Below are 23,971 nucleotides of genomic sequence, written 5' to 3'. Positions count from 1 at the left end.
TGCGCTCCCGCTCCGCCGTGGATGAGTAAGTGAGCGGCTAAGCCGCCCGCTTCCACCCATCCCTGATATGCTTGTACCCCTCGCGATAAACCGCCTCCGGCGTCTCGGAAAAATCCCGCCACACCTTGGTCGCCGCCGCCAGATCCTTCAGCGATCTGCCAAACGCCTCGATCGTCAGCCAGTCGTCATAGCCGCTCTTGCGGATGGCCGCGAAAGTCTCTTTCCACGGAATGTTCCCGCGCCCCGGCACGCCGCGATCGTTCTCCGAAATGTGGATGTGCACGACATTCCGCCGGTGCTTCATGTAGGCGCCGATCGGGTCGGCCTCCTCGATATTGGCGTGGAAGGTGTCGTACATCGCTTTGATGTGCGGCCGGTCGATGGCGTCGACGTGCTCGGACAGATCGGCCATCGTGTTCAGCAGATAGCACTCGAAACGGTTGAGCGCCTCCAACCCGATGGTAACGTTCCGCTTGCCGGCATGATCGCCAATGGCGCGCTGCGACGCGATCGACCGCTTCTTCTCGGCCGCCGTCGGCCCGCTGCCGGAGAAGGCGCCGAGCGTCGAATGCAGCGGCCCGCTCAGCGTACTCGCGCCGAGCGCCTGGGCGCAATCGATCGCCCATTTCATGTAGTCGATGCCGGCCTTGCGGGTCGCGGCATCCGGCGAAATCAGATTCATCGCCGGGTCGCCCATCGCCGTAACAGCCGTGCGCTCCAACCCGATGCGGTCGAGCAAATCGCCAAGCTTCTTGTAGTCTTCTGGCGTGCCTGAGAAGATCGGTATCTCGACGCCGTCGAAGCCGGTCGCCTTGATGTCGCGCAGCAACGGCTCGTGTTTTTTAGACACGGAAGTCGTCCACAAAAACATACACATGCCGATTTTCATCGACAGCCCCTCCCCATTTGACGACGCTCGCTGGTTTCTTTCGCACCTCGCACCATGCGCCCTCATTCGGCCGCTTCGCGGCCACCTTCTCCCCGAAGGGAGAAGAGACTTGGCGCCGGCGCTCCCTAAAGTTTCGTCCACGCCCCGTTCTTCTTCGATGACTTCACGCAGGCCTCGATGAACGCCATACCTTCGACGCCGTCCTGGATGGTCGGGAACACCACGTCCTTGCCCGGCTTGCCGCCCTTCTTGCGTGCCGCGCGGATCGCCCGCGCCGCCTCCTGGTAGATGTTGGCGAAGCCTTCGAGATAGCCTTCCGGATGGCCAGACGGAACGCGGCTGACGCGTCCCGCAACTGGCAGCGCGCCGGCGCCGTTGCGGGTGAGCAACTGCTTGGGCTGGCCGAACGGCGTGTACCAGAGATAGTTCGGATCGGCCTGCACCCATTCCAGCCCGCCTTTAGAGCCATAGATGCGCAGCTTCAGCCCGTTCTCGTGGCCCGGCGCCACCTGGCTCGCCCAAATCATGCCCTTGGCCGGATGCACCTTGCCGACCGGCTTGAAGCGCAGCATGACATTGACATTGTCATCGAGCAGCCTACCCGGGACGAAGGCATCGAGATCGGCCGACAGGGAATCGAGCTCCAGCCCGGAGACGAAGCGCGCCAGATTGTAGGCGTGCGTGCCGATGTCGCCGAGCGCGCCGCCCGCGCCCGCCTGCTTGGGGTCGGAGCGCCACGCCGCCTGCTTCTGGCCGGTGGCGGCAAGATCTTCGGTCAGCCAGTCCTGCGGGTACTCGGATTGCACGATGCGGATGTCGCCAAGCTGCCCCTTGGCCACCATCTCGCGCGCCTGCCGGATCATCGGATAGGCAGTGTAATTGTGCGTCAGCACGAACACCTTGCCGGTCTTTTCAACCACGGCCGCGAGCTTCTTGGCCTCGGCCAAAGTCGTCGCCAGCGGCTTGTCGCAGATGACGTGGATGCCCGCCTCGAGGAAGACCTTGGCCGCCGGCACGTGCACATTGTTGGGGGTGACGATCGCCACCGCCTCGATGCCGTCCGGGCGCTTGGCCTCGGCCTTGGCCATCTCGGCATAGGAGGCGTAGCTGCGCGCCGGGTCGAGACCGAGTTCGGCGGCGGAAGCCTTGGCGCGCTCGGGATTGGCCGACAGGGCGCCGGCCACCAGCACGAAGTCATTGTCCATGCGGGCCGCGATCCGGTGCACCGCGCCGATGAAGGCGCCTTGGCCGCCGCCGACCATACCATAGCGGATCGGGCCGCCCCCCGCTTCCGACTTCGATGCGCCGACCATGTCTTTCTCCTGCTTGTCTCAAATACCCATCATGGCGCGCAGCATCTTCTTGTCGGTGGCGCCGCCGGCGAAATCATCAAAGGCCTTTTCCGTCACCCGGATAATGTGGTGCTGGATGAAGGGCGCGCCTTCGGCCGCGCCGTCCTCCGGATGCTTGAGGCAACACTCCCATTCCAGCACCGCCCAGGAATCGTAGCCATACTGGGTAAGCTTGGAGAAGATGCCGCCGAAATCGACCTGCCCGTCGCCAAGCGAGCGGAAGCGGCCGGCGCGATTGGTCCAGCTCTGATAGCCGGAATAGACGCCTTGCCGCCCCGTCGGATTGAACTCGGCATCCTTGGCATGGAAGGCCTTGATCCGCTCGTGATAGATGTCGATGAATTCGAGATAGTCGAGCTGCTGCAAAAGGAAATGCGACGGGTCGTAGTTGATGTTGCAGCGCTTGTGACCGCCAACCGCATCTAGGAACATCTCGAAGGTTGCGCCGTCGAAGATGTCCTCGCCAGGATGGATCTCGTAGCCGACATCGACGCCGTTTTCGTCATAGACGTCCAGGATCGGCTTCCAGCGTGTGCCGAGCTCGGCGAAGGCCTCCTCGATCAGCCCGGCCGGCCGCTGTGGCCAGGGATAGAGGTACGGGAAAGCTAGGGCGCCGGAAAACGTCACCGAGGCTTTCAGGCCAAGATTCTTCGAGGCCTTGGCGCCGAACTCCATCTGTTCGACCGCCCATTTCTGCCTGGCCTTGGGGTTGTTGTGCACCGCAGGCGGTGCAAAGCCGTCGAACTGGGTATCATAGGCCGGGTGCACCGCCACCAGCTGCCCTTGAAGATGCGTCGACAGTTCGGTGATCTCGACGCCGGCATCCGCGCAGATGCCTTTCACCTCGTCGCAATAGGTCTTGGAAGATGCCGCCTTCTTGAGGTCGAACAGGCGTGCATCCCAGGTCGGGATCTGCACGCCCTTGTAACCGAGACCGGCCGCCCATTTGGTGATCGAGGCCAGCGAGTTGAACGGCGCGGTATCCCCCGCGAACTGCGCCAGAAACAGCCCCGGACCCTTCATTGTCGACGGCATCGGCATCCTCCCAATTCATTTTTCCAAGGACCAAGCATAGCGTCTGATGAAAGCAGGGCCAGCCTCTTTGGTCTCTCGTGATGTGCATTCTCGTATCGGCATTCTGGTATTACCAAATACTGGAAATGGGTCAAGCCATTTGACTCACGCGCAAAGCTGCCGGGGCATTCCATTTTTGGCGATATATACCAGCATAATCAATACGGTACACAGATGCCGATATCGCATCGCGGCGGTTCTTGCCGCGCGACAAAAATTGCTGTAGACCTCCATTAGGGCCCAATTGGTCGAACCAGTTGCGCAAAAACGCTGGAGCGCCTTGGGGAGGAAACACGCGACGCGCCTTGTGGGGCGCAACGCAGGCGAACTGGCACAGACGAATTCTGGGAAGGATAGACCATGCATCTTTCGACGCACAACTGGATGCGCGCGGAACCGTTGGAGGTGACGCTGAAGCGCATCAAGAAATTCGGCTACGAGTCGATCGAGATTTCCGGCGAGCCCGAGCAATACAAGACCAAGGAGACCCGCGCGCTGCTGAAAGAATACGGCATCCGCTGCTGGGGGTCGGTGACGCTGATGCTGGGCGAACGCAACCTTGCCGCCAGGGACCAGGGCCAGCGCGAACGCTCGGTGCAGTACGTCAAGGACGTGCTGACCATGGTCAGCGAACTTGATGGCGAGATCATAACGCTGGTGCCCGCGACCGTCGGCAAAGTGGTGCCGGACGGCACCGAGGAAGAGGAATGGAAGTGGGTGGTCGACGCCACCCGCGAATGCTTCACCCATGCCAAGAAGGTCGGCGTCAAGATCGCGGTCGAGCCGCTCAACCGCTTCGAGACCTATCTGTTCAACCGCGGCGCGCAGGCGATGGCCCTGGCCGATGCGGTCAGCCCCGAATGCGGCGTCTGCCTCGACGCCTATCACATCCATATGGAAGAATTTAACGTCCATGACGCGATCCGTCAGGTCGGCAAACGGCTGTTCGACTTCCACGTCGCCGACAACAACCGCTTTGCCGCCGGCCTTGGCCAGATCGATTGGCCACGGATCGTGCAGACGCTGAAGGAAGTCGGCTATGACGGCGCGCTGACCAACGAATTCGTCGCGCCCGTCGACCGCACACCCGCCGCGCCCTATCCCGACATGGTCGACCGGAATCCGGTCGACATTTCTCCCGAACAGCTGAAGTTCATCCAGGATCACGGCTCCAGCGTGCTGACGGAGAAATTCTACACCGACCAGATGCGCATCACGGCCGAAACGCTGCTGCCGCTGATCAAGTAGCCGATCGGGATGCGCATCACAACGGTCCAGGCGTGGTGGGTCCGCGTGCCGATTGAGGCCGCGAAGCAGCACCGCAGCGACTTTGGCCAGGTGACGACGTTCGACGCCGCCATCCTGCGCATTGAGACTGACGACGGGCTGATCGGCTGGGGCGAGGGCAAGAACGCCGCCGGCAGCGCCGGCAGCTATGGTGCGCTGGTCTACATGCTAAATCAGGAGGTCGGGCCGCAGCTGATCGGCCGCGACCCCGCCGACATCGGCTTGATCTGGGAGATGCTCTACAACGGCGTGCGCCATGACAGTGCCGCGCGCGCCGGCCATGCCATGCCGCAGCTGGCGCGGCGCGGCATGAGCATAGCGGCAATCAGCGCCGTCGATATCGCGCTCTGGGATATTCTGGGCAAGTCGTTGGGACAGCCGGTGTGGCGGCTCATCGGCGGCCGCAAGCTCGACCGCATGCCGGCCTACGCCTCCGGCGGCTGGGCTGCCGCCGACGCTATCGGCGAGCAGCTCAAATCCTACATCGCCAAAGGCGGCTTCAAGGCGCTGAAGATGCGCGTCGGCGCGATGGACGGCGCCCCGCACATTTCCGCCGCCCGCGTCCGCGCCGCACGGCAGGCGCTCGGTCCTGACGTCGAGTTGATGGTCGACGCGCATGGCACCTATACGGTGGCCGAGGCCAAGCGCTTCATCAGCTTGGCCAGCGATCTCGACCTCGCCTGGTTCGAGGAGCCTGTTATCGCCGACGACAAGGCTGGTATGGCCGAGGTGCGCGCCTCGGGCTCGATCCCGATCGCCACCGGCGAAAGCGAAGCGACGCGCTACGCCTTCCGCGATCTCGCGGTGCTGAAATCCGCCGACATCTTCCAGCCGGATCCGGCCTTTTGCGGCGGTATCAGCGAGGCGATGAAGATCGGCACCATCGCCAGTGCCTTCAATCTGCGCTTTGCCCCGCATCTGTGGGCCGGCGCGCCATGCTTCTTCGCCGGCCTGCATGTTTGTGCGGCCTCGCCTGCCAGTTTTACCGTTGAATATTCGCTCGGCGCCAACCCGATGATCCACGATCTTATCGAAGAGACTGTCGAAGCAAGGGACGGTATGATAGCGATCCCTGAAAAGCCGGGTCTGGGATTCACCATTTCGGAGCGGTTCCTGGAGGCGCACGCGCAACGCGGTTGACGATGAAAGAAAAGAACCTTCTCGCCGAGCTCGCCGCCTATCTCTTCGCCCATTCGGACAAGGAGACCGGCCGCACGCCTTCGGAGCGCGAACTGGCGGAGCATTTCGTCGTCAGCCGCGGCCAGATCCGCGAAGCGCTGGCCATTTTGGAGGCCATGCGCATCGTCGAGCGCCGCGCCAAATCCGGCATCTATGTCGACACCAGGCAGGCCAGTGTAGAAGCCTTGGCTCTTTTCGCCCGCGCGGGCCTGCCGCTCGATCCGGTGCAGATCTACGAGACCGTCGAACTGCGCAAGATCCACGAGATCAAGGCCGCCGAACTTGCCTGTTCGCGTGCCACCGAAGAGAATTTCGAACGCCTGCGGGAGATCCTGAAAGCCTCGGAGGAATGCATCGCCGCCGGCGAAGGCCTCGCCAAGGAAGACCGCGAATTCCACCTCGAAATCGTGCGGGCGACCAAGAACGGCGTCTTCCACAATATCTGCAGTGTCTATTACCTGATGGGCGAGCAGCGGCTGCCGATCTACTTCAACGATCCCGAGCGCTCAGTGCGCTCGCATGCCGAGCATATCCAGATCTACGAGGCGCTGCTGCGTCGCGACGGCAATCTCGCTCAGGCGCTGATGAGCGCCCACCTGCAAGGCGCGGAAAGCTACTGGAAGGGGATCATCGAGGGCCGGGAGGCGCAAACGCAAAGCCTGGCACTTGAGAAGGTCTAGTGCAATTCCAGGAAAGGTGTGAAACGGTTTTTCTGGGAAAAGCGCGCGGCGCTTTCCTTTGAGAATTGCGACTAGCGAGAGCCCCATGCCCAGAATTCTGTCGACGCACACGCTGCATCCGCGTGCCTCCGCAATGCTGGCGGGCGCCGGTGAACTCGTCGTCGCCTCAGCCCTCGATGCGGCAACGCTGACCGCCGAGGCGAAGCATGCCGACGTCATCATCGTTCGCGCACCGCTGCCGCCGTCGCTGTTCGAAAACGCCACGAAACTCAGAGCAGCGGTCCGCCACGGCGCCGGGCTCGACATGGTGCCGATGGAGGCCGCGGCCGCGGCCGGCGTGCTGGTCGCCAACGTGCCGGCGGTCAATGCGCGTTCGGTCGCTGAATATGTGATGTTCGCGGCCCTTGCCCTGCTTCGGCGCTTCCGTTCGGTCGACCGCGACTTGCGCGCCAAGGGCTGGAATGCCGGCCGCGACCACGCCAGCCATGCCAGCGAGCTTGCCGGCAAGACCATCGGCATCATCGGCTTCGGCGCCATCGGTCAGGCGGTCGCCCATATCGCCGCGCACGGCTTCGGCCTCGACGTCGTGGCGACGACCCGCAGCATGCAGCCGGCACCCGACAGGATCGGCTTCCTGTCGATCGATGCGCTGATCGAACAGAGCGACATCATCGTGCTCTGCTGCCCGCTGACGCCGGAAACGCGCGGCCTGATCAGCCGCGAACGCATTGCCCGCATGAAGCCGCACGCGCTTTTGGTCAACATTTCGCGCGGACCGGTGATCGATGACGAGGCGCTGATCGAGGCCTTGCGCAAGGACCGCATCGGCGGCGCCGCACTCGACGTCTTTGCCACGCAGCCGCTGCCGGCAAACCATCCCTATTTCGGTTTCGACAATGTCATCGTCACCCCGCATATGGCGGGGATCACCGAGCAATCGATGATGCGCATGGGGGTGGGTGCTGCCGGCGAGACCTTGCTGGTGCTGGCCAACCGGCTGCCTGTCAATCTGCGCAATCCCGACGTGGTCGAGCATTACCGCAGACGGTTTCCTGCCGACTGACGTTTCTGCGAGCCGCCTCAATTTTCGCGGATTTGCCGTCGACCTTCGCCGACATGGTCAAGAGCGTCGTGAGAGTTCTTCTTCTGATTGCCGGTACAAGCGTGCCGCCAGCCGAGGCTCAGGCCGAAAGCAGCTACGTGCCTTGCGACAACGGCCTGCGCTGCGTGATGGCGCCCTGCCCTTCTACCAGCGCGCTCGACCTCGCCACCGGAAAGGTCGTCAAGGGTGTGTGGGTCGACATCGACGGCTTGCCGCAGCAGGACAAGGCGCTTGACCTTTCCGACAAGCTCTATGCCGGCAAGCTCGTTGTCACAGGAACAATCGAGAACCGGCCACACAGCTTCAACGGCAAGCAGCACGACGTGCCAACATTGGTCGCGACGGGCATCCTGCGCACCGCCAAGGACAGCGAACGCAAGCACTGCTCGTCGCGCTGACTATCACCGACCAAGCAGCCCTTCGACTTCAGCCGCGATGCGCAGCAAATGGTGGTCACGGCCATTGCGCGCCACCAGCATCAGCCCGGCCGGCAGCGTCATGCCGGGCATCGGCAGTGAGATCGCGCAGAGGTCGAACTGGTTGGCGACCTGGGTGTTGCGCAGCAGCAGACCTTCCGTGCGTTCACGCAGAGCCGTATCCTCGGCCATCGAAACGATAGTCGGCGCTGTCACCGGCGTGGTCGGCAGAGCCAGCACATCGACCGAACCCAACCGCTCGTCCATGGCTATGCACAGTGCCGCGCGACGACGCATTGCCCTGATATAAACCGGCGTCGGTATGGCCGCCGCCCGCGACAGCGGCCCGCTGACATGGGGATCGACCGGCACCGATGCGCCCGTCGCCAGCCAGTCGGCATGGATTTCAGCACCTTCCATGGCCGCGATCGAGCCGCGTTTGGTGGCCAGGCGCAGATCGGCAATGAGGTCGTCGATCGAAATGTCCGTGAGCCACGCGCCTGCCTGCTCGATCCCGGCAAGGCTGCGATCGAACGCGGCGGCAATCTCCGTTTCCGTGTCTTCGAAAAGCAGGCCGCGCGGAATGCCGACACGAAGCCCGGCAAGCGCTAACGGCAGGTGCAGTTGCGGCATCTGCTCGCCCGTCATCGCGGCGTCAGCCAGGGCACACGCAGCAACACTCAGCGCCAGCGGCCCGATCGAATCCAGCGTCGCAGAAAGGGGATAGGCACCAGTCAGCGGCACGCGCCGCGCCGTCGGCTTGAAACCGACGACGCCGTTCAGCGATGCCGGGATGCGCACCGAACCGCCGGTGTCGGAGCCGATGGAAATGTCGCTCGTCCCCTCGCCAACGGACACGGCGGCGCCCGACGACGAACCGCCCGGAATGCGGCTGGTGTCGGCGGCATTGCCCGGTGTGCCGTAGTGCATGTTGTCGCCGATGGCGGTGAAGGCGAATTCGGTCATGTTGGTCTTGCCGATGATGACGGCGCCGGCCTGGCGCAGACGGTTGACGACCGCAGCGTCGTGCCGACGGGGCGCGGTGTCCCTCAACATCAGCGAACCGGCCGTGGTCGATTCACCGGCGACATCGAACAGATCCTTGATCGAGATGATGGCGCCGTCGAGCGGCCCGAGCGATACGCCGGCCTTCTTGCGCGCATCGGTGGCCTCGGCCGCTGCGCGCGCCGCCTCGGCATAGAGTTTGGTGAACACCTTCTCGCCTGCCGCGCAATTGGCAAGACGTGACAGGATGATCTCGAGACGATCGCGGATTGATTGCATGTCGATGTCGGATTCCGTCAAGGTGGAGCGTCTTTAAGGCATATGGCCCGCTAGGTCAGCGGAAGGAATAACCCGGACAGCGTGCCTTTGCACCTGCAAGCGATAGGAAGAGACTGATGCTGTACAAAGGCAGCTGCCACTGCGGCAAGGTAGCGTTCGAATTCAAAGCCGAACTGACCGGCGCCGTGCGGTGCAATTGTTCGATGTGCAGGCGCAAGGGCGTGCTGTTATGCGCCATCCCGCATGACAGCCTGAAGGTGCTCGCATGGGGCGATGATCTCGGCACCTATACGTTCAACAATCACGTATTGGCGCATCGCTTCTGCCGGACCTGCGGCATCCATCCCTTCGCCGAGGATGTCAGTCAGGGCAACGAACGCAGCGCCTACGTCAACCTTAACTGCGTTGCGGATATTGACGCTGCCGGTCTGTCGATTTTCGACTTCGATGGCCGCTCGGTCTAAGCTTACCGGTAACCCGCGGCATCGGCAGGTTTGCCGGCGTCCTGTACCTCCGGAACATAGCGCCAGGCGTCCGGGCGTGAGCCGTCGAGATCGGTAAAACCATAAATCTGCGCCAACCCACCGCTGGACAGCGACTGGCCGTTCCAGCGCGCACGATCCGGATCCGCCGCAAGCGACGCAACCGCGCGGCCGACAAAGCGCGGCGTTTCGGAAATGACGAAATGCGGCACGTTGGCGGTGGCGTCGCGCCAATTGTCTTCAGTGACGCCAAACGCCTCCAGCATCATTTCGGAACGAAGCCAGCCGGGCGTCAGCGACACCGAGGTGGCGCCATGCGCAGCAAGATCTTTGGCGTGTGCCCATGCCATGCGGTTCACCGCGACCTTGGCGAGATCGTAGAACGGCGACAGCCGATAGTGATCGGCATTGTACTCGGCGGTGCCGTCAGTGACCTCGACCAGCAGCCCGCCCGGCCGCTCGATCATCAGCGGCAGCGCATGATGCGCGGTGATCAGATGCGTGTCGATGCCGAGCCGCAACAGGCGCAGGCCGTTTTCCAGATTGTGGTCCCAGACCGGCTTATTCCACTCGAACAGCTTTTCGCCGCCCCAGACATCGTTGACCAGAATGTCGAGCCGACCCTGTTCGGCCCGGATGCGCTCGACCAGACTGCGCACATCATCAGTCACCATATGATCGACTTGCACGGCAATGCCCTTGCCGCCATGCGAAGAAACCAGCTCCGCCGTCTCCTCGATGGTTTCGGGCCGGGCATAGTCGGATTGCTGGCTGCGTGTGGTGCGCCCCGTGACATAGACGGTGGCGCCGGCGGCACCGAGCTCAACCGCGATTCCCCGCCCTGCGCCACGCGTGGCGCCGGCGACCAAAGCGACTTTTCCCTGCAATGTCATGGTACGCTCCCAAACGAAACAATGATTAATCCAGCTGGCCTTCGCCGCTCACATCAGATATAAATGATCATTCGGTTATATCTGGATGTCAAGATGACTCGACCAAAAACGCAATCCGACGAGCAGGTGCTGGAAGCCGCGCTGCGATTGATTCACGATCAAGGCCCCGAGGCGCTCACCTTTGAGCGGCTGGCAAAGGCCTGCGGCCTCTCGGGCGCGACACTGGTGCAGCGCTTTGGAAACAAGGCGCAGCTGAAGCAGCGCACCTTGCTCTGTGCCTGGGGCGGTCTCGACGACAAGACCAGGATGCTGACGGCCACGGTTGCCAAAACCCCGGCAGGCGCCATCGAGCTTCTGGTGGGACTATCGCAGGGCTATGGCGGCATCGAAGCCTATGCCGAAGGCCTGCTCGTGCTGCGCGAGGATCTGCGCGACCCCGTGCTCAGGGCGCGGGGCGCCGCCTGGAAAGCGTTCCTGAGCGAGGCCCTTGCGGCTTGCTTCGCCGGAACGCCCGACACCCCGCGCGACATCGGCCTGCTGATGGCATCGCATTGGCAGGGCTCACTGCTGTGGTGGAGTTTTGACCCGACGATCGAGGTGGCCACCTATGTCGAGGAAAGCCTCAAGTGCTTCGTTGCAGCCATCACCAAGACAGCGGCCCGAAAACCGTGATGGGCCGCTGCGCAAGCTGGGAGTGGATGTAGTCTAAATTAGCTGGCGTGCCGCAAGCTCACGCCGCTGCCCTTGTCGAACAGCACCACCTTGTCCTGATTCCAGGCAAAGCGCACCGGCTGCTCGATCTGGACATCGGTTCTGGCCGGCACCGTGGCGCGCAGCGTCGTGTCGCCGACCCGCAGAGTCAGGATCTTTTCCACGCCATGGTTCTCGACATCGTGGACGCGTGCCTCGACCGGCGCACCGCTTTCAAGATACACATCCTCAGGTCGAATACCGAAGACGAGCGGGCGACCGTCGGTCGCACCGCCCGCCTTGGCACCCCCAGAGAAAGGCAGTTCGAAATTCAGCGGCGCCATCACCGCGCGGCCGTTGACCAGCTTGCCATCGATCAGGTTCATCGGCGGCGAGCCGACGAAGCTGGCCACATAGGTATCGCGCGGATTGTTATAGATCTCGTGCGGCGTGCCGGTCTGGATGATGCGGCCATGGTTGAGCACGCCCACCTTGTCGCCCATCGACATCGCCTCGATCTGGTCGTGGGTGACGAACAGGAAGGTGGCGCCAAGCTGGATCTGCAGGTTCTTCAGTTCCGTGCGCAGCGCCTCGCGCAGTTTGGCGTCGAGCGCCGACAGCGGTTCGTCCATCAGGAACACGCGCGGCTTGCGCACGATGGCGCGCCCGATCGAGACGCGCTGCATTTCGCCGCCTGAAAGGCGGTCAGTCTTGCGGTCGAGCAGATGCTCGATCCGCAGTGTCTTGGCCGCCCGCGCAACACGGTCCTTGATCTCGGCATCCGGCAGCCGACGTATCTTCGGCTTCAGCGGGAATTCGAGATTTTCGCGCACCGTATAGCGCGGATAGAGCGAATATTGCTGAAGCACCAGCGCCACGTCGCGCTCGGCCGCACCCCAGTCGGCGACGTCGACGCCGTCGATGAACACCTGACCCTCGGTCGGCTTTTCCAGACCCGCGATCATGCGCAGCGTCGTCGTCTTGCCGGCGCCGGTCTCGCCGAGCAGCACGAAGAATTCGCCATCGGCGATCTCGAGATCGAGCCCGGTCAGTGCGGTGTGGTTGCCGAAGCTCTTGGAAATATTCTTGAGCTGGATATGAGCCATCAGAGCCTCACCTCAAGCGACTTGCCGCTTGCCGTGTCGAAGAAATGTGCCTGCGTCGGATCGATCCTGGCGAAGACCTTTTCGCCCGGGCCGCCGACGAAGCCGCTCTTGGTGCGCGCACGCAGCATCTTGGAGCCGACCTTGAGATCGACAATGTCGAACGAGCCGAGCGGCTCGACGATCTGTGTCTCGACCGGCACGAAACCCTCCGCCGCTTCATGGCGCACCAGCACGCCTTCCGGCCGGATGCCGAGCGCAAGCTGGCCGCCGGCATGGCCGTTGAGCTTGGACAAAAGCGTGCGCGGGAATTCGAAGCCGGCGGCAGCGCCACCGAGGGTGACCGAGGCCGCCGAAGCGGTCTCGGCGATCGCCGCGTCGGCGACGTTCATCACCGGGCTGCCGACGAACTGCGCCACGAACAGATTGGCCGGATGCGAATAGACCTCGTCGGGCGAACCGACCTGCTGCAGCACGCCCTCATGCATGATCACGATGCGGTCGGCGAGGCTCATCGCCTCGATCTGGTCGTGCGTGACATAGATGGTGGTCGAGCCCTGTTTGATGTGCAGCCGCTTGATCTCGGCCCTCATCTCTTCGCGCAGCTTGGCGTCGAGGGCGCCGATCGGCTCGTCCATCAGCATCGCCTTCGGCCGCCGCACCAGAGCCCGGCCGATGGCCACACGCTGCATGTCGCCGCCCGACAGCGCCGACGGCTTCTTGGCCAGCAGTTCCGTGATCTGCAGCGTCTTGGCGACCGAGCGCACCTCGCTATCGATCTCGGCCTTGCTCTTGCGCGTCGCGCGCAAGGGAAAAGCAATGTTCTCATAGACGCTCATATGCGGGTAGAGCGAGAACGACTGGAACACCATGGCGATGTCGCGGTCGGCGGCCTTGAGGTGTTGCACCGGCTTGCCGTCAATGAGGATGTCACCGCCGTCGATCGTCTCCAGCCCGGCAACCGCCCGCAATGTCGTCGTCTTGCCGCAACCCGATTGCCCGAGCAGCACGATGAACTCGTTGTCATCGATCTTGAGGTTGAGGTCCTTGATGACCTGGACGGCACCGAAGAATTTCTGGACGCCGCGAAGCTCAATCTGGGTCAATGCTCTGCTCCCGGATTGCGCACCTGGCCGGTACCGGCCTTCTCCGCCGGCGCGATCTTCGAGGTGATGTTGAAGCCGATCAGGCCGATCAGGATGATGGTCACGCCATAGCTGTGCAGCAGCAGGTTCCACGGCTGGCAAAGCGCAATGATGCCGAGCACCATCAGCACCTGAGACCCCGGTTCGAGATATTTCTGGTTGATGGCTCGAAAGCTCATTTGCGGATCGCTCCGAAGGACATGCCGCGCAGCAAATGGTTGCGGAGCAGGAAGGTGAAGATTGCGACCGGCAGCAGGAACAGGAAAGTTCCGGCGGCGATCACCGTCCAGTCCGGCAGGCCGGCGCCGACCTGGCTGGGAATGAAGGGGGGCGCCGTCTGGGCGCGGCGGTTGGTCATGATCAGCGCGAAGGCATACTCGTTCCACGCCGTGATGAAGCAGAAAACCGCGGTGGCGGCGATGCCGGTAGCGGCCTCCGGCAGCACGATCTTGAAGAAGGCTTCCATGCGGGTATAGCCGTCGACCAGCGCTGCCTCTTCATACTCCTTCGGAATCTCGTCCATGAACCCCTTCATCAGCCACACCGAGAAGGACAGGTTGAAGGCGGTGTAGAGGATGATCAGCCCGATATGGGAATCGTTGAGGCCGGCCGCCCGGTACATCAGGAACATCGGGATGGCGACCACCACCGGCGGCAGCATGCGCGTCGACAGGATGAAGAAGAGCAGATCCGCCTCCCCCTTCACCTTGAAGCGCGAGAAGCCGTAGGCGGTGAAGGTACCCATGCCGACAGCCAGCACCGTCGAGGTGATGGCAATGATCAGCGAGTTCATGAAGCGGCTCGGATAGCCGGACCATTGCACCTGGCCCTTGCCGTCGCGCACGATCTTTTCACCGCCGTCGAACACGACACGTTCCCACCAGGGTGCCGCCGCATACTCTTCCGGCGACGGCGGGTTGCGCATCTGCGAGCGCTTGGTGAACAGCTTGACGAACGGCGATATCTCGGGCTGGAACACCACCGTCGGCGGGATGGTCGTGGCAAGATTGCGCGGCTTGAACGCCGTCGAGGCGATCCAGTAGATCGGCGCCAGGAAGATGATCGTCACCAAAAGGACGGCGACGATGGCGACGCGATTGAAGCCTATTTCGGAAGAAGTGCGGACGGCGGCCATCTCAGCGCTCCTTCACCTTGTTGAGGTACTTGACGTAGATGTTGGTGATGGCCAGCACCATGACCAGCACGATGTAGGCGAGCGCGCAGGAGCGTCCGGTCTGCCATTCCTGGAACGCCATCTTGTACAGCCGGATAGAGATCAGCTCGGCCGTCGGCTGGCTGGTCAGGATATAGGCGAGGTCGAAGGTCTTGAACGCTTCCATGGTGCGGAAGATGACCGCGATCATCAGGATCGGCGCGACCAGCGGCAGCGTGATGCGGAAGAAGGTGTAGAACGGTCCGGCGCGGTCGATCGCCGCTGCTTCGTAGAGATGCTTCGGCACCGCTGAAAGACCGGCCAGCGACAACAGCATGACGAAGGGCGACCACATCCAGATGTCGGTCAGCGCAACCGCATAGAGCGCCATCTTGGGGTCGGCCAGCCACTCGAAATTGCCGAGGCCAAGCGCATAGTTGATGACCCCCCATGACGGATCATAGAGCAGTTTCCAGAACAGACCGACGACGGCCATCGACAGCATCATCGGCAGCAGCAGCAGCGTTGTGATGAGACCCTTGAGGGGAATATCCCGGTTGAGCAGCATGGCCACGCCGAAGCCGACGAGCAGCTGACCCGCGACCGAGATGATGACGTACTTCGCGGTGATGGCGAAGTTGGACCAGACATAGGGGTCGTTGAGCAGGTCGCGATAATTCTGCAGCCCGACGAAATTTGCCGGCGCGTTGGTCGACGCGCGGAAATCGGTGAAGGAATAGCCCAGCGAATAGATCAGCGGGAAAATATTGAAGACGATCAGGAACAGGATCGTCGGGATTATGAAGAGGTTGCGGATCGACATGTCGCTCAGACCGCGTGCAGCGGCCCGCGAAGAAGTGTCCAGCGTTGTGATCATCGTGGTCGCCAAGACCCTGCTCCCGTTTCGGAAAAAAGAACGGAGGAGGCACGGATGCCTCCTCCGCGACAAATGCTGCTTATTGGCCGCGGCCGTATTTCTTGAACGTCGCGTTCCAGTCGCCTGCGAGCGCGTCCAGCGTTTCCTTGGCGGTGCCTTCGCCGCCGATCATGTAGGGATAGACGCGCTGGTTGAGCTGCTGCAGCAGCTCGGCATATTCCGGCACCGCCCAGAAGTCCTTCACCTTGAACATGGTCTCGTAGAAGGCCTTGTTGTACGGCGTGGCGTTCTGGAACTCCTCCGACTTGAGCACGGCGGCGCTGCAGGTGTAGCCGCCGAGTGCCGCCCACTTCTTCTGGGTCTCGTCCTTGATGAACCATTCAAGGAACTTCGTCGCCTCTTCCTGCTTCTTGGAGTAGGAAACGATCGAGATGCCCTGACCGCCGAGTGCGGCGAACTGATCGCCGTTCGGGCCTGGAGGATTGGCGAAGAAGCCGGTGTTCTTGGCGTTCGGGTTCGACGCCTCGTTGATCAGCGAGGGGAAGAACGCGAAGTAGTTCATGCTCATCGCGGCCAGGTTTTCGGTGATCGCCTGATTGTCCTCCACGAAGAACGACTTGGCCCAGCCCGGAGGCGTGAACGTGTAGAGTTCCTTGTAGGCGTCGAGTGCGGCGATTGCCTTGTCGGAGTTGATGAAGCCGTCGACCTTGTAGGTCTTGTAGTCACCCAGTTCGCCGCCGAAGGAGAACAGCGCGTTTTCGAAGCCCATCGCCATCGCGTCATAGGAATTGTCGGTGTAGATGGCGATGCCGTATCGCTTCTGATCCGGCCGGTAGAAGAACTCCGCGATGTCGCGCAGCGCCTTGAAATCCTTCGGCACGTCGAGATCGTAGCCGTACTTGGCCTTGAAGGCTTCCTTTTCCTTCGGGTCCTCGAACCAGTCCTTGCGATAGGACCAGCCGACAGCGTCGCCTTCGAGCGGGATCGCCCAGTACTTGCTGCTGCCGCCCGGATACTCGGCGTAATATTTCACCGTTGCCGGCGCCATCACTTCGCCAAGCTTGTGCTTGTTGAAGAAGTCGGTCAGGTCGACATAGTGGCCGCCGGTCGAGCCGGCGCCGAGCCATTGCGAGTCGCCGACGACCATATCATAGGCGTCGCCATGGGCGTTGAACTCGGTGAAAGCCTTGGTCTGGAAGTCGGACCAGGGCGTGGTTTCCACCGTGATCTTGACGCCGGTTTCCTTCTCGTACTCGTTGCCGAGTTCCTGCAGATAATTGGCCGGATCCCATTCCGCCCAAAAGATGGTGAGCTCCTTGTCCTGCGCGTAGACGGACGTTCCGCAGGCAAGTACTAAGCCGATACCAGCAAGCAGGCTGGTCATTGTCTTGCGCATAATGATTTCCTCCCTTGTGCGCATTCTACCTTGTCATGCTAGCCGGCGGTGAAGCCGGCCTGGTAGTTCCTCCCGAGATCGCACCTTTCCGGTTCCAAGCCTCCTCGCTTTGCCGGAAACTGGATCGCAGCTCTCACTTTCGATCCGCTTTTTCTGTCCTGATCTGGTATTACCAATTTTGGATAGCCGTCAAGCTCTTTCTTGGACCACCACCGGACCTTGTATAACCGGATTCTTCTTGTATCCGACTGTTTTCCCTGAATTTTCCTACTCGTTGATATAGGAGAGCCTTGTTTCGGCACCGCCATCCCGGTTAACATCAATAGTGCGCATCCAAATCTGGTCGAACCAGATTGGCGCTATTTCGCCAACGCCTCTGGCCGGACCGCATCGGTTTCAGCCGTTGATTCCGCCACCGCGGCGCGCACAAGGGCGCCCGCCGCCCATTGCGCGACCGACCGCATGCCGCGGCTATCGAGCTCCCATATATCCTTCAGCACGATCAGCACTTCGACGCCGAACATCATCGACAGCGCCTGTGCCAGTCGCTTGAACTCGCGCGGCGGCAGCCGGCCCTTGAGCGGTGCGATGGCGTCCTTCAGCAGCTGGACGCGATGTCCGCGCGTGAATTGCGGCTCGCCGTCCAACGTGCCCGCCTGCCGCTGCGCCCATTGGTCGAGCGACAGTTTCAGCGCTGCCTTGAAAGTTGCCTCGAAAGCCTCGATGCGCGGCATGGCGGTGTCGAACAGTTCGGCGACGCGGCGCCCGGCATCGGTGGACGTCGATTGCCAGGTCAGGATCGGCCCAAGCCCCTCGTCGACCACCGCCTGCACCAGGGCTGCCTGGCTTGGGAAATAGCGATAGGCGGTGGCGCGCGACACTTGCGCCGCCTCCGCGACTTCGCTGACAGACGGGGTGACGCCCGCCTGCATCAGCCGCGTCGCCGTCTCCAGCATCAGCCGTTTTGTGCGGGCCCGCGGGCCGCGTTCGGCAGCCTCGTTGGCGTCGTCGTTCCCAGCGGCTTGTTGACGTGAGACTTCCATGTCAATACGATACGCGCGTCTCAAAAAATTGCAATGACCTTTGCCTACCGAAAGGCCGGCAAAGGGCGACAGGCGGCCCGGCGCCGGTCGGCCGGTGACGGGAGAAACGCGATGAAGCGCATCTACGTGGTGGGCACAGCCGACACCAAGGGCGAGGAACTTGCCTTCCTGGCCGATGCTATTGCCGCCACCGGCAGTTCGGTTGCCCGTGTCGACATCGGAACGCGCGGCGCCACCGTGCCGGTCGATATCCCGGCCAGCGAGGTCGCGGCGCATCATCCGGATGGAGCCAGTGGCGTGCTCGGCATCGTCGATCGCGGCACGGCGGTGGCCGGCATGAGCGCCGCCTTCACAAATTTCATTCCGTCGCGCGACGACATATCAGGCGTGATCGGCATTGGCGGCGGCGGCGGCACGTCGATCATCACTGCCGGCATGCGCGCGCTGCCGCTTGGGCTGCCCAAGATCATGGTCTCGACGCTCGCCTCCGGCGACACCGCGGCCTATGTCGACGTCTCCGACATCATCATGATGCCATCGGTCACCGATATGGCGGGACTGAACCGGCTGTCACGCGTCGTGCTGCACAATGCGGCGCAGGCAATCGCCGGCATGGCCGCCAGGCCGGCGCCAGTCGCCACTGGCAAGCCGGCACTCGGGCTCACCATGTTCGGCGTCACCACGCCTTGCGTGACCGCCATCGCGGATCAGTTGCGCGCCAACTACGACTGCATGGTCTTCCACGCCACCGGCACCGGCGGCCGCTCGATGGAGAAGCTCGCGGACTCGGGCCTGCTCGCCGGCGTCATCGACATCACCACGACGGAAGTCTGCGACCTGTTGTTCGGCGGCGTGCTGCCGGCGACGGAAGACCGCTTCGGCGCTATCGCCCGCACCAAGCTGCCCTATGTAGGCTCGGTCGGCGCGCTGGACATGGTCAATTTCTGGGCGCCGCCGACCATTCCCGAGAAGTTTAGGGGCCGGCTGTTCTACGAGCACAATCCCAACGTCACACTGATGCGCACCACGGTGGACGAATGCCGCGGTATAGGCGAGTGGATCGGCACCAGGCTCGCTCGCTGCGAGGGCCCTGTGCATTTCCTGATCCCCGAAAAAGGCGTCTCGGCACTCGACATCGAGGGCGGCGCCTTCTTCGACCCCGAAGCCGACGCCGTGCTGTTCGATGCCGTCGAGCGCACCATCAAGCCGAACGCCGCGCGCCGCGTCACACGCCTGCCGTTGCACATCAACGATCCGGAATTTGCCAAAGCCGCAACCGCGGCCTTCCTCGACATCGCCAGATAGTGAGAGCCAACAAATGCCCGCAATACCGCGCAAAGACATATTGAAGAAGTTCAAGGCGATGATCGCCGACGGCGTGCCCATCGTCGGGGGCGGCGCCGGCACCGGCCTGTCGGCCAAGGCCGAGGAAGCCGGCGGCATCGACCTCATCATCATCTACAATTCCGGCCGCTACCGCATGGCCGGGCGCGGCTCGGCTGCCGGCCTGCTCGCCTATGGCAACGCCAACGAGATCGTCAAGGAAATGGCCTACGAGGTGCTGCCGGTGGTCAAAAAGACGCCGGTGCTGGCCGGTGTCAACGGCACCGATCCCTTCGTCATCATGCCGCTGCTGCTTGCCGAGCTGAAGACGATGGGCTTTTCCGGCGTGCAGAATTTCCCGACCATCGGCCTGTTCGATGGCAGCATGCGCCAGAGTTTTGAGGAAACCGGCATGGGCTTCGGGCTGGAGGTCGACATGATCGCCGAGGCGCACAAGCTCGATCTTCTGACCACGCCCTATGTCTTCAACCCCGACGAGGCGCGCGCCATGACAAAAGCCGGCGCCGACATCGTCGTTGCCCATATGGGGGTGACGACCGGCGGCTCGATCGGAGCCACGTCGGCCAAGTCGCTCGACGACTGCGTGGTCGAGATCGACGCCATCGCCAACGCGGCGCGCTCGGTGCGCAAGGATGTCATCCTGCTTTGCCATGGCGGGCCAATCTCGATGCCGGATGATGCCCGCTACATCCTCGACCGCTGCAAGGGCCTGCATGGCTTTTATGGCGCGAGTTCGATGGAACGGCTGCCGGCTGAAGCCGCGATCGCCAGGCAGACGGCGGATTTCAAGGCCGTCACGCTGCACGACCAGAAGAAAAAGAAGGGATGAGATCATGACCGACAAGAGCAAGGTGTTCGTATACCCGAAGGACGTGAGCGCCTTCGGCTTTGACTGGGGCAAGCTGTCGCTGACAGTCGCGCCGGAAGTAAATGGCGCGACGCGCTTTTCCGGCGGCGTCGTCGACCTGCCGTCAGGCAAGGGCCACACGCGCCACAACCATCCCGGCGCGGAAGAGATCATCTTCATCATCTCAGGCAATGGCGAGCAGATGGTGGAGGACGAGGAGGGCAATCCGGTCGTCGCCAAGGTCGGCCCCGGCTGCACCATCTATGTGCCGGAAAGCCGTTTCCATTCGACACTGAACACGGGCGATGGGCCGATGCAGCTCTTCGTCGTCTATTCGCCGGCCGGACCCGAACTGGTGCTGCGGGAGTTGCCGGATTTCAGGTTGATCCCGGCGGGGAAGTAATCGCGAAAGGCCCCCTTCATCCGGCCGCTTCGCGGCCACTTTCTCCCCGAGGGGGAGAAGAGGCAGAAGCCAGCGCCGGCGCAAACTCCTCTCCCCTCGGGGAGAGGTCGGATAGCCCCGAATTGCCCTTCGCAATTCGGATGGCAATCCGGGTGAGGGGGTAGCGCCGAGCTAGGCTATCCCACCTCTATTCCACCCCCGTGCCCGATCCCCAAACATCACATACCCCGCATCCGTCACCGCCAGCGTATCCTCCAGCTTGATGAACCCCCGCGTCGGGTGAAGCATGGTCGTCTCCACCGACAGCACCATGTTCGTCTCCAGCGGCTTGGCCGAATAAGTGCCTTCATAGGTGACCGGGTGGTTGGTCATCAGGAACGGCGCTTCATGGGTGATCAGGCCCATGCCATGGGCGAAGAAATCCGTATAGGGCGCGACCTTCGACGCCTTCAGCACGCCCTCCGCGTGCGAAATCATATCGCCGCCGATGGTGCCTGCCCTCACCTTCGAGAACGCCGCCTGCTGCACCGTCTCGACCTCGGCCAACAGATCTTCCAGCTCGGCATCCGGTTCGCCCAGAATGCCCATGCGGCAGAGATCGCCGATATAGCCGTGATAATTGCCGCCGGAATCGATCGACAGCACCTCGCCCTTTTTCCAAGCCTGCGGTGACGCCGCACGGTTGTGGCTGGAGCCCAGCGTCAGCAGGCAATATTCGAAATGCGCGCCGCGATTGGTCTCCTCGCGCCTGAGCTGCTCGATCATCTCGGCCTTGGTCGTGCCTTCGCGCGCCCACTGGATAGTCGCCAACATGGAATCGGTGATCAGCTCGGAGGCGATGCGCAGCTTCTCCAGCTCGGCGTCTGTCTTGATGGCGCGCATGCGCTCCAGCATGTCGGTCGCGTCGATCAGCTTCGCGTCCGGCAACGCCTTGCGGATCAGCGCATAGGCATCGGACGGCAGGAAGGCCGGCTCGATGCCGATGCGGGCGCCTGCCTTGCCGATCTTGCTGACATGCTCGACCGCAAGATTGGCGGCGTCGAGCGTACCCCAGCAGGCGGCATGCAGCGTCGGCGTCCAGAACGGGTTGTTCTGGTGCTCGGCGCCTTCCATGCGGTTGCCGATATAGGCGGCATGATCCGGCCCGCCCTTCTCATAGACGACGACAGGCAGATAGCGGCTGTGGCCAATCGCATCCATGGCGGCGAAGAAGATGAATTTGTAGCCACCGAGCAGATATTGCGTGTTGTGCTTGGACGTCGCCAGCAGCACATCGATGCCGGCTTCCTCCATCAGCCGGTCGACCCTTGCCTGGTCGAACGGGATATTGCTGACGGCATTCTTGCCCGGGGCAATGTTCATTGTTCTCTCCCTGATTTCCGTGGGATCGCCGGCCGCGCTGCGCCCGATTCCCTTGGCTGTCGGTCAAATCTGCATCATTGTCCACTCTGGTCCAGCCAGAAATAGGGTCAAATTGCTTCAGCGGGCGGTCGCCAAGTCGTCTTTGCTGCATATCAAGGCAATCTGGTCCTACCAGAATATCAGAATAAAAGGGCCACCTCTAAACTGGTCCAGCGGACGAAAATTTCAAAGCCAAGCAAGGATGCGCCAATTCCGTCTCTGGCGAAACCCTTGGCAAGGGCCATAATCGCCGCGAGGATGCTGGCGGGTGCCGCCAGCTTCGAGGGGTGCGCCCATCTGGTCGCGGAGAGGACGGAGTTCGGTCATGTCAGATATTTCCAGACGCACGCTGCTTGGCGGCTCAGCTTTGCTGCTGGCCTCCACCGCCCTGCCCACATTCAGCTGGGCGCAGACGCCGAAGAAAGGTGGCCGGCTGGTGCTCGCCGCCGATTCCGAGCCGCGCAATCTCAACCCGGCAATCGTCGCCTCCAACGGCGTTTTCTTCATCTCCAGCAAGATTGTCGAGACGCTGGCCGAAGCCTCGTTCGACGGCAAGGACGGGCTCGAGCCCCGCTTGGCGCTCTCCTGGGAAGGTGCTGCCGATGGGCTGTCGGTGACCTTCAAACTGCGCGACGGCGTCAAGTGGCATGACGGCGAGCCGTTCACCTCGGCCGACGTCGCCTTCTCCGCGCTGCAGATCTGGAAGCCGCTGCAAAATCTCGGCCGCACCGTGTTCAAGGATCTGGCCAGCGTCGACACCCCTGACGATCTGACCGCCGTCTTCAAATTCGCCAAGCCAACGCCGTTCCAGCTGATCCGCAACGCGCTGCCGGCGCTGTCAAGCGTGGTGCCGAAGCACATCTACGAGGTCGGCAAGATCGAGGACAACCCGGCCAACAATGCACCCATCGGCACCGGGCCGTTCAAGTTCGGCGAATACAAGGCCGGCCAGTATTACAAGCTGACCAGGAATGCGGATTACTGGGCCAAAGACGAGCCGTATCTCGACGAGATCATCTACCAGGTGCTACCCGACCGCACGTCGGCTGCAGCGGCGCTCGAGGCCGAAGAGATCCAGCTCGCCGCCTTCTCCGCCGTGCCCCTGGCCGACCTCGACCGCATCTCCAAGGTGCCGGGCCTGAAGGTGATCTCCAAGGGCTATGAGGGGCTGACCTATCAGCTCGTCGTCGAGATCAACCATCGCCGCAAGGAACTGGCCGACGTGAAGGTCCGCCAGGCGATCGCGCATGCCATCGACAAGGACTTCGTCGTCAAGACGGTGTTCCTCGGCTATGCCGCTGCCGCCACCGGCCCGGTGCCGAAGAACGATCCGCAATTCTACACTGCCGACGTGCCGATCTATCCATTCGACGTCGCCAAGGCCAACGCCTTGCTCGACGACGCGGGGTACAAGCGCGCCGATGACGGCAAGCGTTTTGCGCTGAAACTCCTGCCGGCACCCTATTTCAACGAGACCAAGCAGTTCGGCGACTATCTGCGCCAGGCGCTGGCGGCAATCGGCATCGACGCCGTGATCGTCAACAACGACTCGGCCGCGCACATCAAGGCCGTCTACACCGACCACGCCTTCGACCTCGCCGTCGGCCCGCCGGTGTTCCGCGGCGACCCGGCGATCTCGACCACCATCCTGGTGCAGAGCGGCATTCCCGACGGCGTGCCGTTCTCCAACCAGGGCGGCTACAAGAACGCCGCGCTCGACGCGCTGATCGCCAAGGCTTCGGAGACGCTGGATACGTCAGCGCGCACCGACCTCTACAAGGAATTCCAGAAACAGGTCGCGGCGGACCTGCCGCTGATCAACGTCGCCGAATGGAGCTTCATCAGCGTTGCAAGGGATACGGTGGGGAATATCGCCAACAACCCGCGCTGGGCGGTTTCGAACTGGGCGGACACGTATCTGGAATCGTGAC

Annotated in this window: 24 protein-coding genes; 11 read left to right on the top strand and 13 right to left on the bottom strand. The window is 62.7% G+C overall.

Annotated features, from left to right (window positions below):
* Positions 1-37 precede the first annotated feature (37 nt).
* The 3 genes from NKI32_RS27670 to NKI32_RS27660 form a co-directional block, all read right to left on the bottom strand.
* Positions 38-889 carry a sugar phosphate isomerase/epimerase family protein gene (locus NKI32_RS27670; RefSeq protein ID WP_352624916.1) on the bottom strand — a complete coding sequence of 284 codons (852 nt, stop codon included), beginning with the start codon at positions 887-889 and terminating at the stop codon, positions 38-40.
* A gap of 125 nt (positions 890-1,014) precedes the next feature.
* A complete protein-coding gene (locus tag NKI32_RS27665) occupies positions 1,015-2,202 on the bottom strand; it encodes a Gfo/Idh/MocA family protein (protein ID WP_023683012.1) in 1,188 nt (395 codons plus the stop codon).
* 18 nt (positions 2,203-2,220) lie between these two features.
* Positions 2,221-3,276, bottom strand: coding sequence for a sugar phosphate isomerase/epimerase family protein (locus tag NKI32_RS27660; protein ID WP_352624918.1), 1,056 nt, complete (start codon positions 3,274-3,276; stop codon positions 2,221-2,223).
* A 399-nt stretch (positions 3,277-3,675) separates the two neighbouring features.
* Between NKI32_RS27660 and NKI32_RS27655 the strand changes: the two genes are divergently transcribed.
* The 5 genes from NKI32_RS27655 (at position 3,676) to NKI32_RS27635 (ending at position 7,961) form a co-directional block, all read left to right on the top strand.
* On the top strand, positions 3,676-4,563 hold the full coding sequence (locus tag NKI32_RS27655) for a sugar phosphate isomerase/epimerase family protein (protein WP_352624920.1): 888 nt from the start codon (positions 3,676-3,678) through the stop codon (positions 4,561-4,563).
* A 9-nt stretch (positions 4,564-4,572) separates the two neighbouring features.
* Positions 4,573-5,742 (top strand): mandelate racemase/muconate lactonizing enzyme family protein, encoded by a 1,170-nt coding sequence (locus NKI32_RS27650; RefSeq protein ID WP_352624922.1) that lies wholly within the window; start codon positions 4,573-4,575, stop codon positions 5,740-5,742.
* A gap of 2 nt (positions 5,743-5,744) precedes the next feature.
* Complete coding sequence (locus NKI32_RS27645) at positions 5,745-6,461, top strand: FadR/GntR family transcriptional regulator (protein WP_352624924.1); 717 nt, start codon at positions 5,745-5,747, stop codon at positions 6,459-6,461.
* 85 nt (positions 6,462-6,546) lie between these two features.
* On the top strand, positions 6,547-7,524 hold the full coding sequence (locus tag NKI32_RS27640; RefSeq protein WP_352624926.1) for an NAD(P)-dependent oxidoreductase: 978 nt from the start codon (positions 6,547-6,549) through the stop codon (positions 7,522-7,524).
* A gap of 68 nt (positions 7,525-7,592) precedes the next feature.
* Complete coding sequence (locus tag NKI32_RS27635; RefSeq protein WP_352624928.1) at positions 7,593-7,961, top strand: hypothetical protein; 369 nt, start codon at positions 7,593-7,595, stop codon at positions 7,959-7,961.
* 3 nt (positions 7,962-7,964) lie between these two features.
* Here the strand turns inward: NKI32_RS27635 and NKI32_RS27630 are convergent, their stop codons facing one another.
* Entirely contained in the window at positions 7,965-9,263 is a 1,299-nt protein-coding gene (locus tag NKI32_RS27630) for an amidase (RefSeq protein ID WP_353004577.1), read from the bottom strand.
* Positions 9,264-9,379: 116 nt separating this feature from the next.
* Here NKI32_RS27630 and NKI32_RS27625 point away from each other — a divergent pair, with 116 nt between their 5' ends.
* A complete protein-coding gene (locus tag NKI32_RS27625; protein WP_023747011.1) occupies positions 9,380-9,727 on the top strand; it encodes a GFA family protein in 348 nt (115 codons plus the stop codon).
* A gap of 2 nt (positions 9,728-9,729) precedes the next feature.
* Here the strand turns inward: NKI32_RS27625 and NKI32_RS27620 are convergent, their stop codons facing one another.
* Positions 9,730-10,638 (bottom strand): SDR family oxidoreductase, encoded by a 909-nt coding sequence (locus NKI32_RS27620; protein ID WP_352624930.1) that lies wholly within the window; start codon positions 10,636-10,638, stop codon positions 9,730-9,732.
* Between the two features lie 93 nt (positions 10,639-10,731).
* On the opposite strand from NKI32_RS27620, the gene NKI32_RS27615 reads away from it, so the two are divergent.
* The gene (locus tag NKI32_RS27615; protein WP_352624931.1) at positions 10,732-11,310 is read left to right on the top strand and encodes a TetR/AcrR family transcriptional regulator; all 579 of its coding nucleotides are present in this window, start codon (positions 10,732-10,734) and stop codon (positions 11,308-11,310) included.
* A 38-nt stretch (positions 11,311-11,348) separates the two neighbouring features.
* Here NKI32_RS27615 and NKI32_RS27610 read toward each other — a convergent pair whose 3' ends face one another.
* The 7 genes from NKI32_RS27610 to NKI32_RS27580 all read right to left on the bottom strand — a co-directional run bounded on the left by NKI32_RS27610 (position 11,349) and on the right by NKI32_RS27580 (position 18,045).
* Positions 11,349-12,434 (bottom strand): ABC transporter ATP-binding protein, encoded by a 1,086-nt coding sequence (locus tag NKI32_RS27610; RefSeq protein WP_023669844.1) that lies wholly within the window; start codon positions 12,432-12,434, stop codon positions 11,349-11,351.
* Positions 12,434-13,537, bottom strand: a complete 1,104-nt coding sequence (locus tag NKI32_RS27605) for an ABC transporter ATP-binding protein (RefSeq protein WP_023753229.1) — start codon at positions 13,535-13,537, stop codon at positions 12,434-12,436. The genes NKI32_RS27610 and NKI32_RS27605 overlap by 1 nt, the downstream gene beginning before the upstream one ends.
* Positions 13,534-13,755 (bottom strand): hypothetical protein, encoded by a 222-nt coding sequence (locus NKI32_RS27600; RefSeq protein WP_023669846.1) that lies wholly within the window; start codon positions 13,753-13,755, stop codon positions 13,534-13,536. The genes NKI32_RS27605 and NKI32_RS27600 overlap by 4 nt, the downstream gene beginning before the upstream one ends.
* Complete coding sequence (locus NKI32_RS27595; RefSeq protein WP_352624934.1) at positions 13,752-14,711, bottom strand: carbohydrate ABC transporter permease; 960 nt, start codon at positions 14,709-14,711, stop codon at positions 13,752-13,754. The genes NKI32_RS27600 and NKI32_RS27595 overlap by 4 nt, the downstream gene beginning before the upstream one ends.
* A gap of 1 nt (position 14,712) precedes the next feature.
* Positions 14,713-15,618 (bottom strand): carbohydrate ABC transporter permease, encoded by a 906-nt coding sequence (locus NKI32_RS27590; RefSeq protein WP_353004548.1) that lies wholly within the window; start codon positions 15,616-15,618, stop codon positions 14,713-14,715.
* Positions 15,619-15,685: 67 nt separating this feature from the next.
* Entirely contained in the window at positions 15,686-17,002 is a 1,317-nt protein-coding gene (locus tag NKI32_RS27585) for an ABC transporter substrate-binding protein (protein WP_023669849.1), read from the bottom strand.
* A gap of 359 nt (positions 17,003-17,361) precedes the next feature.
* Positions 17,362-18,045 (bottom strand): TetR/AcrR family transcriptional regulator, encoded by a 684-nt coding sequence (locus NKI32_RS27580; protein ID WP_353004546.1) that lies wholly within the window; start codon positions 18,043-18,045, stop codon positions 17,362-17,364.
* Between the two features lie 111 nt (positions 18,046-18,156).
* Here NKI32_RS27580 and NKI32_RS27575 point away from each other — a divergent pair, with 111 nt between their 5' ends.
* From NKI32_RS27575 to NKI32_RS27565, 3 genes are read left to right on the top strand one after another with little or no spacing between them, the layout of a single operon-like run.
* Positions 18,157-19,350, top strand: coding sequence for a Tm-1-like ATP-binding domain-containing protein (locus tag NKI32_RS27575; RefSeq protein ID WP_023744056.1), 1,194 nt, complete (start codon positions 18,157-18,159; stop codon positions 19,348-19,350).
* A gap of 13 nt (positions 19,351-19,363) precedes the next feature.
* A complete protein-coding gene (locus tag NKI32_RS27570; RefSeq protein WP_023712290.1) occupies positions 19,364-20,218 on the top strand; it encodes a phosphoenolpyruvate hydrolase family protein in 855 nt (284 codons plus the stop codon).
* 4 nt (positions 20,219-20,222) lie between these two features.
* Positions 20,223-20,639: a cupin domain-containing protein gene (locus NKI32_RS27565; RefSeq protein ID WP_353004543.1), complete on the top strand. Its 417-nt coding sequence runs from the start codon at positions 20,223-20,225 to the stop codon at positions 20,637-20,639.
* Positions 20,640-20,810: 171 nt separating this feature from the next.
* On the opposite strand, the gene NKI32_RS27560 is transcribed toward NKI32_RS27565, so the two are convergent.
* Positions 20,811-22,001, bottom strand: coding sequence for a M24 family metallopeptidase (locus NKI32_RS27560; RefSeq protein WP_023712289.1), 1,191 nt, complete (start codon positions 21,999-22,001; stop codon positions 20,811-20,813).
* Positions 22,002-22,365: 364 nt separating this feature from the next.
* Between NKI32_RS27560 and NKI32_RS27555 the strand changes: the two genes are divergently transcribed.
* A complete protein-coding gene (locus NKI32_RS27555; protein ID WP_353004541.1) occupies positions 22,366-23,970 on the top strand; it encodes an ABC transporter substrate-binding protein in 1,605 nt (534 codons plus the stop codon).
* Position 23,971: the final 1 nt, after the last annotated feature.

This window comes from Mesorhizobium sp. M0761 (assembly GCF_040320205.1).
In the GTDB taxonomy this organism is placed as follows: domain Bacteria; phylum Pseudomonadota; class Alphaproteobacteria; order Rhizobiales; family Rhizobiaceae; genus Mesorhizobium.
The sequence above is the reverse complement of the archived record's forward strand: the minus strand, read 5'-3'. Positions and strand labels throughout refer to the sequence as shown.